The sequence below is a fragment of the Sphingomonas sp. KR3-1 genome (assembly GCF_040049295.1).
Lineage (GTDB): Bacteria > Pseudomonadota > Alphaproteobacteria > Sphingomonadales > Sphingomonadaceae > Sphingomonas.
This window is the reverse complement of record NZ_JBDZDQ010000002.1, coordinates 288548-304719: the sequence shown is the minus strand read 5'-3', so window position 1 is coordinate 304719 and position 16172 is coordinate 288548. Positions and strand designations below refer to the sequence as shown.

Here is a 16172-nt window from a genome sequence, read left to right as displayed (position 1 = left end):
CCCTGCGACACCGCATGGTAGCGCTATCAAAGCAAGAATTTGGGGCGAGAGGATTTGAAAGCGTCTCCGGCGGAAATGCTGCCTGTGGATCATGCGCAGGCGATTCTGGTTGGCCGCGTCCAGACGGATGCCGGCCCCAGCCCGGTTATCCTGCGCGGCGGCCGCATCTATGACGTCTCGGCCAGCGCCGCGACCGTCGCCGATCTGCTCGACCTGGCCGACCCGGCGAATGCGGCGGGCACCGACATCGGCGCCGTGTCCGATCTTGGTAGCGATAACGGCCCCGCTCTGCTCGCGCCGATCGACCTGCAATGCGTCAAGGCGTGCGGCGTGACCTTCGCGCTCTCGGCGATCGAGCGCGTGATCGAGGAGCGCGCGCGCGGCGATGCCGACAAGGCATCGGAGATCCGCGGCGACCTGGAAGCCAAGGTCGGATCGGGCATCCGTTCGGTCGTCCCTGGCACGCCCGAGGCGGCGAACCTCAAGGCGGCGCTGATCGAGGCGGGCATGTGGTCGCAATATCTCGAGGTCGCGATCGGCCCCGATGCCGAGGTGTTCACCAAGGCGCCGGTGCTCTCGGCGATGGGCTGGGGCGCGGACATCGGCGTGCGCTCGGACAGCGACTGGAACAATCCCGAGCCCGAGGTGGTGCTGATCGTCGACAGGAACGGCACGCCCAGGGGCGCGACGCTCGGCAACGACGTCAACCTGCGCGATTTCGAGGGGCGCAGCGCGCTGCTGCTCGGCAAGGCCAAGGACAACAACGCTTCGACCGCGCTGGGGCCGTTCATCCGGCTGTTCGACGACAGCTTCACGATGGACGACGTCCGCGCGGCCGAGATCGACCTCGTCATCGACGGGCCCGAGGGCTATCGGCTCGAGGGCACCAACAAGATGAGCCAGATCAGCCGCGACCCGACCGATCTGGTCCGCCAGGCGCTGAGCGAGCACCAGTATCCGGACGGCTTCGCGCTGTTCCTCGGCACGCTGTTCGCGCCGATCCAGGACCGCGACCATCCGGGCCGCGGCTTCACCCACAAGGACGGCGACGTGGTGCGCATCTCGAGCCCCAAGCTCGGCGCGCTGACCAACCGCGTCACCACCTCCAAGGCCGCCGCGCCCTGGACCTTCGGCATCCGCGCGCTGATGCGCAACCTGGCGGGCCGCGGCCTGCTATGAGCGCCGCGCTCGCTCACCTCACTCGTTTTTCCAAGGTACCTCATCCACATGTCGGAAGCTGATCCCATGAACGTGACCCAGAGCCGCGATCAGCGCGCCATCTACCCGAGCCTGAAGGGCAAGCGCGTGCTGGTCACCGGCGGCGGCTCGGGCATCGGCGCGGGCATGGTCGAGGGCTTTGTCCGCCAAGGCTGCGACGTCACCTTCTTCGACATCGCCGATGCGGATTCGCAGGCGCTGGTCGCCAGCCTGTCGGGCCAGGGTCAGCCGCCGGTCTACGAGAATGTCGACCTGACCGACATGGCGGGCGCCAAGGCCCGGATCGCGCAGCTGATCGAGGATTTCGGCAGCTTCGACGTGCTGGTGAACAACGCCGCCAATGACGACCGCCACACCATCGAGGAAGTGACGGAAGACTATTGGGAAAACCGGCTCAACGTGAACCTGCGCCACCTGTTCTTCTGCGCCCAGGCAGTGATCCCGGGCATGAAGGCCAAGGGCCAGGGCGTGATCATCAACCTGGGCTCGATCTCCTGGCACCTCGCGCTCGAGGGACTGATCCTCTACCAGACCGCCAAGGCGGCGATCGAGGGCATGACCCGCAGCTTCGCGCGCGACCTGGGGCCGGACAATATCCGCTCGGTCTGCATCGTGCCGGGCAATGTGAAGACCCCGCGCCAGATGAAATGGTACACGCCCGAGGGCGAGGCCGAGATCGTCAAGGCGCAGTGCCTCAAGGGCCGGCTGGTGCCCGACGACATCGCCGCAATGGCGCTGTTCCTCGCCTCCGACGATGCCCGGCTGATCACCGGCCACGAGTATTTCGTCGACGCGGGCTGGCGCTGAGCGATGGGCGTGGTGACCTCGGCACCGGTGAGTGTCTGGTCGCTCGCCGCACCGCTGCTCGAAGGGCCAATATGGGTGGCGCGCGACGCGGCGCTGTGGTTCGTCGACATCAAGGGCCACAAGATCCACCGCTACGACCCTGGAACCGGGGACAAGAGGAGCTGGGATGCGCCGGCGCAGGTGGGCTTCGTGCTGCCGGCGGAAAGCGGCGGGTTCGTCGCCGGGCTGCAGACCGGCCTGGCCCGCTTCGACCCCAGCGACGGCAGCTTCACACCCCTCGCCGATCCCGAGCCGCACTTGCCCGGCAACCGGCTCAACGACGCGACGGTCGACCCGCAGGGCCGGCTGTGGCTCGGCACGATGGACGACAGCGAGGTCGCAGACACCGGGGCGATCTACCGGCTGGCCGAGGACGGCAGCTGCGTACCCGCGAGCCCGCTCTGCTGCATCACCAACGGCCCGGCGGTGAGCCCCGACGGGCGGACGCTCTACCATATCGATACGCTGGGCGGGGTGATCCATGCCTGCGACCTGGGCGCGGACGGCAGCCTGACCAACCGGCGCGAATTTGCCCGCATCCCCAATGACCAGGGCTATCCCGACGGGCCGACCGTCGATGCCGAGGGCTGCCTGTGGGTAGGGCTGTACAAGGGATCGGCGGTGCGGCGCTATTCGCCGGCGGGGGAACTGCTTGAAACTCTGGCCTTTCCCGTCGATGCCATCACCAAGATCGCCTTTGGCGGGCCGGACCTGAAGACCGTCTACGCCACCACCGCCAACAAGCACCTGACCCCCGAGGAGAAGGCCGCCAACCCGACCGCGGGAGACCTGTTCTCCTTCCGGGTCTCGGTGCCCGGGGTGGCGGGGACGTCGATCCGCCAAGGATGCTGAGCGGACGCTCAAATTGGCCAAGGTGGCGCCAAACGCACGGCTTCGAGGCTTAATAGTCAACTATATTGACTGTATTTTATGCGGACAGTAAAGTGTTCGCATGACCGACGATTCGCCCCTCCTCCAGATCGCCCTGCCCGCGCTGCTGCGGCATGCGCGGCACACCTATGGTGCGGCGATGCGGGCGGCGCTGGAAGCGGGCGGCTATGACGATATCCCCGGCAACGGCCTCTATGTGATCGGCGCGCTGGCGCTGGGCGAGGCACCGCTATCGCAAATCATTCGCGAGCTGCGCGTCTCCAAACAGGCGGCCGGGCAGCTGGTCGATGCGCTGGTGCTGCGCGGCTATCTCGAGCGCGAAGTGGACTCCAACGACCGCCGCCGGCTGACCGTGACGCTCACCGAGCGCGGCCGCGCCGCCGCCGAGACGCAGATCGCAGCACGCGAGGCGATCGACGCGGAGCTCACCGCGCGGCTGGGCGCCGAGAAGCTGCTCCATGCCCGCGAGGTGCTCGCGACGCTGATCGACATTGGGCACGACGCGGAAGCAAACACGAGCTGAACGCTGCTCTCCTCCCTGAAAGGGTGGGGCTGGGGGCGCCCAGCAAGCCGCCCTCGGTAAAAAGGAAAGGCCGGGCATCGAGCCCAACCTTTCCTAACCCACCCCTAGCCCTCCCTTGCAGGGAGGGGAATTGCCTCCCAAACCGAAAGGCACGCCGGCATGCGCTTGTCGACGAAGCATCGCGCCCATCTGGGCGAAGCGTTCCACTGGACCCCGATCGAGCCGCTCACCTTGCGGACACTTGCGATAGCGATGTTCGCGATGGGCGTTCCCGTCATCACCGGCTTCGCGCTCGGCAAGCCCGCGCTCGGGCTGGTGATCGGCCTGGGATCGATGCTGCTCGCCAATGAGACACCGGGGCAAGCGCCAGGACAGGCGACGGAGGGCGGGCATGGCTGGGGCGCGAGCATCGTGCCGGCGCTGCTGGCGGTGCCGGCGGCGATGCTGCTCGGCCGCGTGCCCTGGAGCGATGCGGCGATGGTGGGACTGAGCGCGGCGGCGGCGACCCTGGTCAACTGGAGCCGGCCCGCCGCGGGCGGCGCGGTGCGCTTCATCATCTTCCTGATCCTCAACCTCGGCCTGAGCGCCGCGGGCGGTGGCGCGCACCGCGGCGGCGCGGCGCTGCTGTTCGGGATCGGCGCGCTGTGGCGCGCGGTGCTGCGGCGGCTGTTCCGCCCGCGCCACGCCCCTGCCCCCGCCGCACCCGAAGCCCCACCGGCGCGGGTGGTGACGCCCCGCCAGCGGCGGATCCACTTTCGCCGTACGATGGGGACGCTCCAGGGCTGGCAATATCCGATCCGGCTCGGCTTCGGGCTGACCGCCGCGGTGCTGCTGCGCGACCTGTGGCCCGAGCGGCATCTCGGCTGGATCGTGCTGACCATCGCGCTGCTCACTCCGCGGGCGATCGAGCATCTGCCGGTACAGATCACCCAGCGCGTGGCGGGGACGCTGGCCGGCGTCGCGCTGGCCGGGGCGATCCTGTGGCTGTCGCCGGGGCATGTGCTGCTGGCGGCGATGGTGGTGGCGCTCGGCGTCGCCGCGCCGCTCGCCCGCGCCGGAAACTATGCACTCTATTGTTTGCTCTCGACCCCGGTGATCCTGCTGGCGATCGACGCGGGCACCGAGGGCGAGGCGGGGCTGCTGGCGGACCGGCTGATCGCGACGCTGGGCGGCGCCGCAGTGATCTTCGCGGCCAACTGGGCGATGGACCGGGCGATGGAGGGCCGCAAGGCTACCTAGCGTCCGCCCCATGGCTTACGCGGCGTTAACCCTCTCGCTGCCATGCTCGCGCGCGAACGTTTTGGGGGATGACGTGCAGCAGATTTCGACCTGGATCGCCACCGATCTGACCGACGAGGATTTCGCCGCGCTGGCCGAGGCGCTGATACTCAAGGCGGACGTCACCGCGTTGCCGCAGATCCTGCTCCTCGCCGAGCGCCACGCCGGTTTCTGGCCGAGCGACCGCGGGCAGCTGGTGCTCGCCGGCATCCTCAACCTGCTGGTCGACACGCTCGACGGGGGCGAGGTGGCCGAGGCGCTGGCCGCGATGCACCCCTGCCCGCCGGCACTGGCGCAGCAGGCGCTCGACCTGCTGGTCGCCGCGCTGCCCGAGGGCGCGCTGGCGGCGCCGGCCGAGCTCGACGATGCGGTGGTCTTCTGCGTGGCGCTGCTCGCCGGGGCGAGCGGCCAGCGGGAGGCCGTGGCGACCTTCCTCGACCAGGCGCGGCCGGGCCGCGTCGCAAGCTTCTTCGGCCCGCCCGCCGATGCGATCGCCGCGCATTTCGCGCCGGCGCCGGCAAAGGCCGAGGCGTTCAAGCCCAAGCTGATCATCTGGGACCTCGACGATACGCTGTGGCACGGCACGCTGGCCGACGGCGACGAGCCGGCGCTGATCGCGCACCGCGCCGACTATGTCCGCGCGTTCAACCGCCACGGCGTGGTCTCGGCGATCTGCTCGAAGAACGAGTTCGCGCGGGCGAAGGAGAAGCTGCAGGTCTTCGGCCTGTGGGATGAATTCGTCTTCCCGCGCATCGCCTTCGTGCCCAAGGGCGCGGTGATCCGCCAGATGATCGCGGACATGCAGCTGCGTGCCCAGAACGTGCTGTTCATCGACGACAATCCGCACAACCTGCACGAAGTGGCCGACGCCGTGCCGGGGATCCGGGTGGTCGATGCGACCACGCCCGAATGCGACGCGCTGCTCGCCGAACTGCTCGCCGGCCAGGCGCATGTCGAGAAGAGCCGCGTGGCCGATTACCGGCTGCTAGAGACCAAGGTCGCCGAGCGCACCGGCAATGCGCTGAGCGACGAGGAATTCCTGCGCAAGAGCGGCATCCACGCCACCTTCACCGACCGGATGGACAATCTCGAGTTCGCCGAGCGGATCGAGGAACTGGTCAACCGCTCCAACCAGCTCAACTATACCGAGAGCCGGATCGAACCCGGCACGATCCGCGACAAGATCCAGGACATCGACCATTACGAAGTGCTCTGCGCCTTCGTGTGGGACAAATATGGCTATTACGGGCTGGTCGGCGTGGCGGTCTATGCCTTCCGCACCCGCACGCTCGAGCATTTCGCCTTCTCGTGCCGGATCATGCACATGGGCGTGGAGGATGCGATGATCCGCATGCTCGCCGAGCGCGGCTACCGGCTGGAGGCGAGCCCGGCGTTCCGCAAGCCGCTGCCGCCGCAATCGGCGCGCGCGATCACCGTGCTGCCCTATGCCGAGCCCGAGGTCCGCGCCCGCATCCTCGCCGCGGAGGCGCCGCGCGACTGGAGCAAGGTCGACCTGCGGATCATGGCGGACTGCCAGTCCGGCGCGTTCTTCCACTATAGCCGGCACCAGGCGGTGACCGATTTCGACAACAACCCGCGGCTGTTCAGCCTGCCCCAGATGAAGACCGGCGCGTACCGCGAGCAAAGCTTCCCGCGCTACCTGGTCTACACCGCGGCGACCGACTTCATCGACTGGCGCTGGGAGAAATTCTCGAAGGAGATCGATTACGAGATCTTCCTCGAATGCGTCGCCCTGTTCGTCGAGATGGTGGTGAAGGGCGGGCACAAGGTGCTGCTCTTCCTGCCGCCGCAGGGGCTGAGCCTGAAGATGTACGAGCTGCATGCCGGCTGCGTGCCCGAGCGCAGCCGGGTGTGGCACCCGGTGCTCAACCACCATTGGCGCAGCGTGGCGGCGAAATATCCGGGGCATTTCACGCTGGTCGAGCTCAAGGACGTGCTGGCGGCGGACGAGCTGGTCCACGCGCACCATTATGTGCCGTCGGCGCTGAGGAAGATCAGCGGGATGATCGACGACTGGTATGACGGGGAGAAGGCGGGGGAAGTGCTGGACGTCGCGGCCTAGCCAATTCCTCCCCGAGCTTGTCTCGGGGAGGGGGACCAGCCGCAGGCTGGTGGAGGGGCCGGCGACGGTAGTCGGCGGTGTTCCACCGCCGCCCCTCCACCACTCGCTTCGCGAGCGGTCCCCCTCCCCCAGCGAGCTGAGGGAGGAATTATCGGATCAGTGATTGTGCCGGGGCACCTTCTCGCTGGTCTTGCGGTATTTGAGCGCGAAGTCGAGCACCCCGCCCTCGCCGAGCTGACCGACCTTCTCGCGGTAGAGCTCTTCCCAGGGGGTATTGCTCTCCGGGATCGGCGGGGCCGGCTCGGTCTTGCGGCGGGCGATCTCGTCGGCTTCCACCAGCGCATCGCAGGTGCCCGCGTTCAAATCGATGCGGATCACGTCGCCGGTGCGCAGCCAGGCCAGGCCGCCGCCCGCCGCGCTTTCGGGCGAGGCGTTGAGGATCGAGGGGCTGTCCGACGTGCCCGACTGGCGGCCGTCGCCGAGCGTCGGGAGCGACATGATGCCCTGCTGGATCAGCGCGTCGGGCGGCTGCATGTTGACCACCTCGGCCGAGCCGGGCCAGCCGATCGGGCCCGAGCCGCGGATCACCAGGATGCAGTTGGCGTCGATCCCCAGCGCCGGATCGTTGATGTTGTGGTGATAGTCGTCCGAGCCGTCGAACACGATCGCGCGGCCCTCGAACACACCTTCGTGGCCGGGGCGCGAGAGGTAGCGGGCGCGGAAATCGTCGGAGATCACGCTGGTCTTCATGATCGCCATGTCGAAGAGATTGCCCGACAGGACGAGGAAGCCGGCCTTCTGCTTGAGCGGCTGGTCCCAGTCGAAAATCACGGCGCGGTCGGTGACCGGATGGCCGGTGATGTTCTCGGCCAGCGTCTTGCCGGTGCAGGTCATCACGCTGCCGTCGAGCGCACCGTTCGCCAGCATCTCGGTCAGCACCGCGGGGATGCCGCCGGCGCGGTGGAAGCGCTCGGAGAGATATTCGCCGGCGGGCTGCATGTTGACCACCAAGGGCAGGTCATAGCCCGAGCGCCAGTCGTCGGGGGTGATGTCGATGCCGGCGTGGCGGGCCATCGCAACGAGGTGCGGCTGGGCGTTGGTCGAGCCGCCGATCGCGGTGAGCAGGCGGATCGCGTTGAGGAAGCTTGCCTTTGTCAGGATGTTCGAGGGGCGCAGGTCTTCGTACGCCATCTCGACGATGCGCTTGCCGGTCTCGTACGCCATCTGGCCGCGCTCGCGGTAGGGCGCGGGAATCATCGCGCAGCCGGGGAGCGACATGCCGAGGCCCTCGGCGATGCTGTTCATCGTCGAGGCGGTGCCCATCGTATTGCAATGTCCCGACGAGGGGGCGCTCTCCATCGCGCGCTTGAGGAATTCGGCCTCGTCGATCTCGCCGGCGGCCATTTTCCGCCGCGACCGCCAGATGACGGTTCCGGAACCCACCAGCTCGCCTTCGTGCCAGCCGTCGAGCATCGGGCCGCCCGAGAGGACGATCGCCGGGATGTCGACAGTGGAGGCGGCCATCAGCGAGCTCGGCGTGGTCTTGTCGCAGCCGGTGGTGAGGATCACCGCGTCGATCGGATAGCCGTTGAGGATCTCGACCAGCCCGAGATAGGCGAGGTTGCGGTCGAGCGCCGCGGTGGGACGCCGGCAATTCTCGAAGATCGGGTGGAGCGGGAACTCCATCGGGATGCCGCCCGCCGCGAGGATACCGGCGCGGGCGCGCTTGACGGTTTCGAGATGGATGCGGTTGCACGGCGCGATGTCCGAGCCCGACTGCGCGATGCCGATGATCGGCTTGCCCGACGTCAACTCCTCGGGCGTGATGCCATAGTTCATGAAGCGCTCGAGATAGAGCGCCGCCATGTCGGCACGGCCGGGCGCGGCGAACCATTCGCGCGAGCGGAAGGGGCGGACGGGGGTGCGGGTCGTCATCTGGTCAAGCCTCTAGTCATCAAATCTCCTCTCCCGCTTGCGGGAGAGGGTTGGGGTGAGGGTGAAAGCTGGCCGCGAGCGACGTGCCCGCGGCCAGCTTTCACCCTCACCCTTCCCATCGCTGCGCGACGGGCCCCTTCCCTCTCCCGCAGGCGGGAGAGGGAAAGAACTCAGCCCTCCATCGCCTCCAGTTCCTTGCCCTTGGTCTCGTGGATAAACTTCTGGACCAGGAAGAAGCTGATCACCGCGCAGACGCCGTAGAAGGTGTAGGCGCCGGTGAGGCTCCACTTCGCCATGCTCGGGAAGGTCTGGGCGATGATGTAGTTGGCGGTCCACTGCGCGAAGCCGCAGACGGCCAGCGCCGAGCCGCGGATCTGGTTCGGGAACATCTCGCCGAGCATCACCCACATCACCGGGCCCCAGCTGACGTTGAAGAAGATCACGTAGAGGTTGGCGGCGATAACCGCGACCATGCCCATCTGCGGCGTGAGGACCAGCTTGCCGGCGGTGTCGAGCGTGCCCTGGCTGAACGCGTAGACCATCACGAACAGCGTGATCGCCATGCCGGCCGAGCCGATCAGCAGCAGCGGCTTGCGGCCGATGCGGTCGATCACCGCGATCGTGACGAAGCAGGCGGCGATCGACACCGCGCCCGAGACGATGTTGATCAGCAGCGCGTCATTCTCGGTGAAGCCGGCGAGCTGCCACAAAGTCGCGCCGTAATAGAAGATCACGTTGATGCCGACGAGCTGCTGGAACACTGCGAGCAGCAGGCCCGCCCAGACGATCGCGCGCACGCCGAGGAAACCGTTCGGCGAGAGGACGTCGGCCAGGCGCGGACGGTGATCGACGCTGAAGCTTGCCTGGATCTCGGCGAGCTTGAGCGCGCCGTCGGTGGCGCCGAACAGGTTGGTGAGGACCTTGAGCGCCTCGGGATTGCGCTTCTTGGCAACCAGGTAGCGCGGGCTCTCCGGGATGAAGAACAAGGCGACGAGGAAGACGGCGGCCGGGATCGCCTGCATCAGGTACATCCAGCGCCACGCCTCGATCCCGCCGAGATGGTTGAGCGAGCTGCCCGCCGCCTTGGCGACATAGTAATTGACCACGAAGGCAGCGGTGAGGCCCGAGATGATCATGATCTGCTGCACCGTCGTCATCCGGCCGCGAATGTTCGCGGGGGCGACTTCGGAGATATAGGCAGGCGACAGCACCGAGGCGGCGCCGACGGCCATGCCGCCGATGATGCGGGCGACGACGAAGATGGTGTGGTCGTGCGCCATGCCCTGGACGAGCGCGCCGCCGAGGAAGAGCAAGGCGGCGAGGCGCATCACGTTGCGGCGGCCCATCGAATCGGCGAGCGTGCCCGCGAAGAAGGCGCCGAACACGCAGCCGATCAGCAACGAGCCGACGGTGAAGCCGAGCCCGGCCTCGTCGAGGCTGAAGGCGGCCTTGAGCCCCTCCTGCGTGCCGTTCACTGCGCCACTGTCATAGCCGAAGAGCAGGCCGCCGATCGTCGCCACCGCGACGATGGCGCCGATCAGGCCGAAATTGGCCCTTTGCGCCGTATCATTCATCTGCTTCGTTCCCCTCCATCGCGCCCCGACCGGGCGACATTGTTAGCGGTAACGGTGGCTCGAACCGACGGGAAAAGCAAGTGGGGTTGCTTCGATCGAGCGAGTCTGTCCCGCGTTGTCATGCTGGACCTGTTTGCGCGGGAGACCAAGCCCTCTCCGTCATCCCCGCGAAGGCGAGGATCCAGAGTGGCAGGGCGAAACAGCAGAGAAACCCTGGATCCCCGCCTTCGCGGGGACGACGGCAAAGCGACGAGGCTAGCGGAACCCCTTCTTCGCCGGTGCGGGCCTGGCCCCTGCCCCCGGCGGCGGGCCGGAGGATTCGCGCAGGATCAGCTCGTGGTCGAGCACCTGCTCCTCGAGCTTGTCGGTGGTGCCGGCGCGGTGCGCGCGGAGGCGGGCGAGGAGCAGCGTCAGCGCGCTCTCGGCCATCGCGGCGATCGGCTGGCGGACGGTGGTCAGCTCGGGCCACATCGTCGTGGCGAGCGAGGTGTCGTCGAAGCCGACGATGCTGATGTCCTGCGGCACGTGCAGCCCGCGGCGATGCGCCACGCCGACGGCCGCTGCGGCCATGTCGTCGTTCGAGGCGAAGATCGCCGTCGGCGGATCCTTGCGGTCGAGCAGCCGCTCGGCGGCGACGATTCCCGAGCGGAAGGTGAAATAGCCCTGCTCGACCGGCATCGCGTTGATGTCGAGCCCGGCGGCCTCGATCGCCTCGACGAAGCCGCGATGGCGCTCGGCGGAGCTGGTCTGGTTGGGGTTGCCGCGGATGAAGCCGATCCGGCGATGGCCCTGGTCGATCAGGTGCCGGGTCATTGCGGAGGCTGCTGCGGCGTCGTCGATGCGGACGTTGAGGCTGCGCTCGGGCGGCAGGCCCATCGCGACCGAGACCCAGGGGATGCCCGCGGTCTCGAGCTCGGCGCGGACCGGCGCGGCCTCGGAGAGCGGCGGCGGCAGGATCACGCCCTCGACGCTGGTCGAGGCGAACTGGCGCGTCGCCTCGGCCTGCTCGTCGGCGCGCTCGCCTTCGCACGCCTCGAGCACCAGGTGGCAGCCCGCGCGCCGGGCCGCGGCCAGCGCACCGATCAGGAATTGCGAGAGATAGGCCGCCGACGGGTTCGAATAGAGCAAGCCGATCTGCGTCGCCTCGCCCGCGGCGAGGCTGCGCGCCGCGCTGTTGGGCGAATAGTTCAGCTTCGAGATCGCCTCGAGAACCGCCTGGCGGGTTGTTTCCCTAACATTGGATCCGCCGTTGACCACGCGAGACACCGTCATGGCCGACACGCCGGCAGCGCGTGCGACATCCTGTACGGTGACCGTGCCTCGGCTTCTGCGGCTGGGTCTGCTCATCGTTTCGGGGATATGCTGCGGTTACGGTAAATGCAATCGGCATGGGGTATCGTTTACGCCGGTTGACCGTTACGGCCTCGCGTTGATAGTGATAGCGCTAACAGAAGACGGCGCGTGCTGCGCCGCGAATCCGAGGAGAGACACGTGCGCCACTTCCGCCGCATCGCCGCGCTTGCCATCGCCGCCACGGCGCTGACCCCGATCCTTGCCGTCCCGGCCCAGGCGCAAAAGGCGCAGGCGGACAAGCCGCTCTACAAGGATGCGAGCCAGAGCGTCGATGCGCGCGTCGAGGACCTGCTCGGGCGGATGACGCTGGAGGAAAAGGTTTCGCAGCTGGTGGCGCTGTGGCTCAACAAGGGCCAGGTGCAGACGCCGACCGGCGATTTCGATGCGGCGAAGGCGAGCCAGAGCTTCCCCAATGGCCTGGGCATGATCTCGCGCCCGTCGGACCGCAAGGGCATCACCGCGGGCACCGCCAATGCCGGCGCCGACCTGACCGCGAACCGCAACGCCGTGGAGACCGCGACCTATATCAACGCCGCGCAGAAATGGGCGGTGGAGAAGACGCGGCTCGGCATCCCGATGATCATGCACGAGGAGGCCCTGCACGGGTTGGTCGCGCCGGGGGCGACGAGCTTCCCGCAGTCGATCGCCCTCGCCTCTTCCTGGGATCCCGGCCTGCTCGAGAAGATCTTCTCGGTGGCCGCTTCGGAAGCCCGTGCGCGCGGCGCGAACCTCGTCCTCGCCCCGGTGGTCGACGTCGCCCGCGATCCGCGCTGGGGCCGCATCGAGGAGACCTATGGCGAGGACCCGTATCTCGTCTCCGAGATGGGCCTCGCGGCGATCCGCGGCTTCCAGGGCACGACGCTGCCGCTCGCCAAGGACAAGGTGTTCGTCACGCTCAAGCACATGACCGGGCACGGCCAGCCGGAGAACGGCACCAATGTCGGCCCCGCTTCGCTCGGCGAGCGGACGCTGCGCGAGGACTTCTTCCCGCCGTTCCAGAAGGCAGTGACCCAGCTGCCGGTGCGCGCGGTGATGGCAAGCTACAACGAGATCGACGGCATCCCCAGCCACGCCAACAAATGGCTGCTGCATGACGTGCTGCGCGGCGAATGGGGCTTCAAGGGCGCGGTGGTCAGCGACTATTTCGCGATCCGCGAGCTCGTCACCCGCCACAAGATGTTCAAGGACGTCAAGGACGCCGGCGCCCGCGCACTCGATGCCGGGGTCGATGTCGAGACCCCCGATGGCGAGGGCTACAACTTCCTCATCCAGCTGGTGAAGGAAGGCAAGGTCAGCCAGGGCCAGATCGACAATGCGGTGCGCCGCGTGCTCGAGATGAAGTTCGAGGGCGGCCTGTTCGAGAACCCCTATGCCGATGTGAAGACCGCAGCGGCGAAGACCAACACGCCCGAGGCGATCGCGCTGGCCCGCCAGGCGGCGCGCGAGAGCGTGGTGCTGCTCAAGAATTCGAACGGCCTGCTGCCGCTCGACGCCAGCGGCATCAAGCGGATGGCGGTGATCGGCACCCACGCCAAGGACACCCCGATCGGCGGCTATTCGGACGTGCCGAACCATGTCGTCTCGGTGCTCGAGGCGATGCAGGCCGAGGGCAAGGGCAAGTTCCAGGTCGATTATTCGGAGGGCATCCGCCTCACCGAAGGCCATGTCTGGGCGCAGGACGACGTCAAGCTCACCGATGCCGCGACCAACGACAGGCTGCGCGCCGATGCGGTGGCGGCGGCGAAGGACGCCGACGTGATCGTGATGGTGCTCGGCGGCAACGAGGCGCTGAGCCGCGAGGCCTGGGCCGACAACCATCTGGGCGACAGCGAGACGCTCGACCTGCCCGGGCCGCAGGACCAGCTCGCCAAGGAGATCTTCGCGCTCGGCAAGCCGGTGGTGGTGATCCTGCTCAACGGCCGACCCTATGCGGTCAACTATCTCGCCGAGAAGGCGCCGGCGCTGATCGAGGGCTGGTATCTCGGCGAGCAGACCGGCAACGCGCTGGGCGACGTGCTCTTCGGGCGCTACAATCCGGGCGGCAAGCTGCCGGTCTCGGTGGCGCGCAATGTCGGCCAGCTGCCGATCTACTACAACAAGAAGCCGAGCGCGCGGCGCGGCTATCTGTTCGGCGACACCACCCCGCTCTACCCGTTCGGCTACGGGCTCAGCTACACCTCGTTCGAGGTGGGCGCACCGGTGCTCGGCGCCGGCACGATCGGGATCGCCGACAAGGTGGCGGTGAACGTCGACGTGACCAACACCGGCAAGCGCGCCGGCGACGAGGTGGTCCAGCTCTACGTCCATGACGACGAAGCGAGCGTGACGCGCCCGCTGATCGAGCTCAAGCGCTTCCAGCGGGTGACGCTGAAGCCGGGCGAGAAGAAGACGGTGCGCTTCGAGCTGACCCCGGACGACCTGGCGCTGTGGAACGTGCAGATGAAGCATGTCGTCGAGCCGGGCACCTTCACCATCTCGGCGGGGCCGAACTCGGTGGACCTGAAGAGCGCCGTGCTGACGGTGAAGTGATTTCCCAATTCCTCCCCGAGTTCCGCTCGGGGAGGGGGACCATGCGCAGCATGGTAGAGGGGCCGCCGACGCAGTCGGCGGTGTTCCACCGCCGCCCCTCCACCCCTCGCTTCGCGAGCGGTCCCCCTCCCCCAGACAAGCTGGGGGAGGATTTTCTACTCAGCCAGCCACGCCGCCACCCAGACCAGCGGCGCGTTCCAGTTGATCGCGACTTCGTTGAGCGCGTAAGCGTGGACGTCGTCCGCCCAGCAGCGCTGCGGCGCGCACTTGCCCTGCAGCTTCATCGCGACCGGATCGGCCATCGCGGTGGAATTGGCGCCGCCCGAGAGCACGCCCGGCGGCGGGCCGGGCAGCGCCGGATCGAGCGAATGCGCCCAGAAGCGGTGATGCGGGTTCTGCATCGAGTCCGCGCCATAGCCGCTGACATAGGATATGCGATTGGGATTGCGGCCGAGGACATAGTCGACCGCGTCGATCACCCCGGCCCGGTATTTCGGATCGCGGGTGAGATCGCCCGCCACCCCCAGCACCATCGCGCGGTTGAGCAGCGCGCCGTTCGAGCCCCAAGAATAGTGGGCGAGCGGGATGCGGTAGCCGTTCCCGGCCTCGTCCGCGAGGAAGCGATCGGCGGCGGCAACCAGCATGGCGCGCAGGCGCTGCACCTCGACCGCGGGCAGCGCCGACGGCCGCGTCGTCAGGGTGATCGTGCCGAGCGTCGCGGTCTGCGGCCAGCCGGGCTCGCCGGCGGGCACGCGGAAATGCGGCGAGGCCTCGAGCGCCTGGCGATATTCCGCCTTGCCGGTGGTGACGAACAGCTCGGCCGCGGCCCAGTAGAATTCGTCCGAGACGTCTCCGTCGCCATAGCCGCCCGAGCCGGTGAAGCTGTTGGTAGCGTATATCTGCGGGTTGCGGCGCGCGGCGGCATAGGCGCGCGCGGCGGCGGCGAGGCAGCGCGCGGCGAACGCGTCGTCCACGCCCTTCCAGACGCGCGCGCACTGGGCGGCGGTGGCGGCGAGGTTGAGCGTCGCCGCGGTGGTCGGCGGATAGAGCAGCCGCTCCTGCGTGTCGGCCGAAGGCGGCGTGGGCAGCGCGGTCCACCGGGCGTCCGCAACCTTCTGGTGGGCCATGCCCGAGGCATCGAGCGTGGCGAAGTCCGGCGGATCGGAGCGCCAGCCCGCGCTCGCGGCAAGCGACTTGGGCGGACCCGCGGGAAGCGAGAGCCGGGTGCCGTCGGGCACCTGCATCTTCAGCAGGAATTCCATCTCGACGCGCGCTTCGTCGAGCAGGCGCGGGGCGCCGTTCGTCGTCGGGATGGCCCCGGGATTGCGCTCATAGGCGCCCAGCAGCGTCCACAGCGCAATGCCGCCATTGACGACATATTTGCCGTGGTCGCCGGCATCGTACCAGCCGCCGGTGACGTCGAGGCTGTAGGGACAGCCGCTCCACAGGATGTCGCGCTCGTCCTTGCCGGCGAAGCACTTCGCGACTTCATGCGCGTGACCCGCTGGGCGCGCCCATCTGGCGCCGACAATGCGCGCCTCGATCGGCACGCCGGCACGCTGGTGGTAGAAGAAGGCGAGCGCGTCGCGGGCGAGCGGGGCGTAGAGGTTCGGGCGGATCTCGAAAAGCGTGCTCGCCGAACTGCCCGAGGCGAGGTGATAGCTGCCCGGCGTGCGGAAGCCGCTGAAGTCGATGCGCTCGACATAGCCGCCCGAGGCCGCGTCCTTGCCGAACACTTCGGTCATCCCTCGCGCGACGGTCTTGCCCGTCTCGTCGACCAGCAGCCATTCGCGCGGCTGGCCGGTGCCGATGGTGACGATCGCGATCTTGGGGTCGTCGGGCTGGAAGCCGAGCTGGCTGAGGTCGATCGGGATTGCGGGCGAGGTGGCGCCGAGCAGCAGTGGGGCGAGGAGGGCCAATAGCCTTCCCCTCCCTTTCAGGG

General features: G+C 68.2%; 11 protein-coding genes. 7 read left to right on the top strand and 4 right to left on the bottom strand.

Annotation, left to right across the window (positions count from 1 at the left end):
* The first annotated feature begins 75 nt into the window (after positions 1-75).
* The 6 genes from ABLE38_RS13250 to ABLE38_RS13225 all read left to right on the top strand — a co-directional run bounded on the left by ABLE38_RS13250 (position 76) and on the right by ABLE38_RS13225 (position 6839).
* Positions 76-1179 (top strand): fumarylacetoacetate hydrolase family protein, encoded by a 1104-nt coding sequence (locus tag ABLE38_RS13250; protein WP_348974700.1) that lies wholly within the window; start codon positions 76-78, stop codon positions 1177-1179.
* A 66-nt stretch (positions 1180-1245) separates the two neighbouring features.
* Positions 1246-2025: an SDR family oxidoreductase gene (locus ABLE38_RS13245; protein WP_348974699.1), complete on the top strand. Its 780-nt coding sequence runs from the start codon at positions 1246-1248 to the stop codon at positions 2023-2025.
* A gap of 3 nt (positions 2026-2028) precedes the next feature.
* Entirely contained in the window at positions 2029-2916 is an 888-nt protein-coding gene (locus ABLE38_RS13240) for an SMP-30/gluconolactonase/LRE family protein (RefSeq protein WP_348974698.1), read from the top strand.
* Positions 2917-3016: 100 nt separating this feature from the next.
* Positions 3017-3478, top strand: coding sequence for a MarR family transcriptional regulator (locus ABLE38_RS13235; RefSeq protein ID WP_348974697.1), 462 nt, complete (start codon positions 3017-3019; stop codon positions 3476-3478).
* Positions 3479-3637: 159 nt separating this feature from the next.
* Entirely contained in the window at positions 3638-4717 is a 1080-nt protein-coding gene (locus tag ABLE38_RS13230) for an FUSC family protein (RefSeq protein WP_348974696.1), read from the top strand.
* 73 nt (positions 4718-4790) lie between these two features.
* On the top strand, positions 4791-6839 hold the full coding sequence (locus ABLE38_RS13225) for a hypothetical protein (protein ID WP_348974695.1): 2049 nt from the start codon (positions 4791-4793) through the stop codon (positions 6837-6839).
* A 156-nt stretch (positions 6840-6995) separates the two neighbouring features.
* Here the strand turns inward: ABLE38_RS13225 and ABLE38_RS13220 are convergent, their stop codons facing one another.
* The 3 genes from ABLE38_RS13220 to ABLE38_RS13210 all read right to left on the bottom strand — a co-directional run bounded on the left by ABLE38_RS13220 (position 6996) and on the right by ABLE38_RS13210 (position 11695).
* The gene (locus tag ABLE38_RS13220; RefSeq protein WP_348974694.1) at positions 6996-8774 is read right to left on the bottom strand and encodes an IlvD/Edd family dehydratase; all 1779 of its coding nucleotides are present in this window, start codon (positions 8772-8774) and stop codon (positions 6996-6998) included.
* Between the two features lie 170 nt (positions 8775-8944).
* Positions 8945-10348 (bottom strand): sugar porter family MFS transporter, encoded by a 1404-nt coding sequence (locus ABLE38_RS13215; RefSeq protein WP_348974693.1) that lies wholly within the window; start codon positions 10346-10348, stop codon positions 8945-8947.
* A gap of 255 nt (positions 10349-10603) precedes the next feature.
* Positions 10604-11695, bottom strand: a complete 1092-nt coding sequence (locus ABLE38_RS13210) for a LacI family DNA-binding transcriptional regulator (protein WP_348974692.1) — start codon at positions 11693-11695, stop codon at positions 10604-10606.
* A gap of 144 nt (positions 11696-11839) precedes the next feature.
* On the opposite strand from ABLE38_RS13210, the gene ABLE38_RS13205 reads away from it, so the two are divergent.
* Positions 11840-14230 carry a glycoside hydrolase family 3 N-terminal domain-containing protein gene (locus ABLE38_RS13205; RefSeq protein WP_348974691.1) on the top strand — a complete coding sequence of 797 codons (2391 nt, stop codon included), beginning with the start codon at positions 11840-11842 and terminating at the stop codon, positions 14228-14230.
* Positions 14231-14385: 155 nt separating this feature from the next.
* On the opposite strand, the gene ABLE38_RS13200 is transcribed toward ABLE38_RS13205, so the two are convergent.
* Entirely contained in the window at positions 14386-16149 is a 1764-nt protein-coding gene (locus ABLE38_RS13200) for a glycoside hydrolase family 9 protein (RefSeq protein ID WP_348974690.1), read from the bottom strand.
* Positions 16150-16172 lie beyond the last annotated feature (23 nt).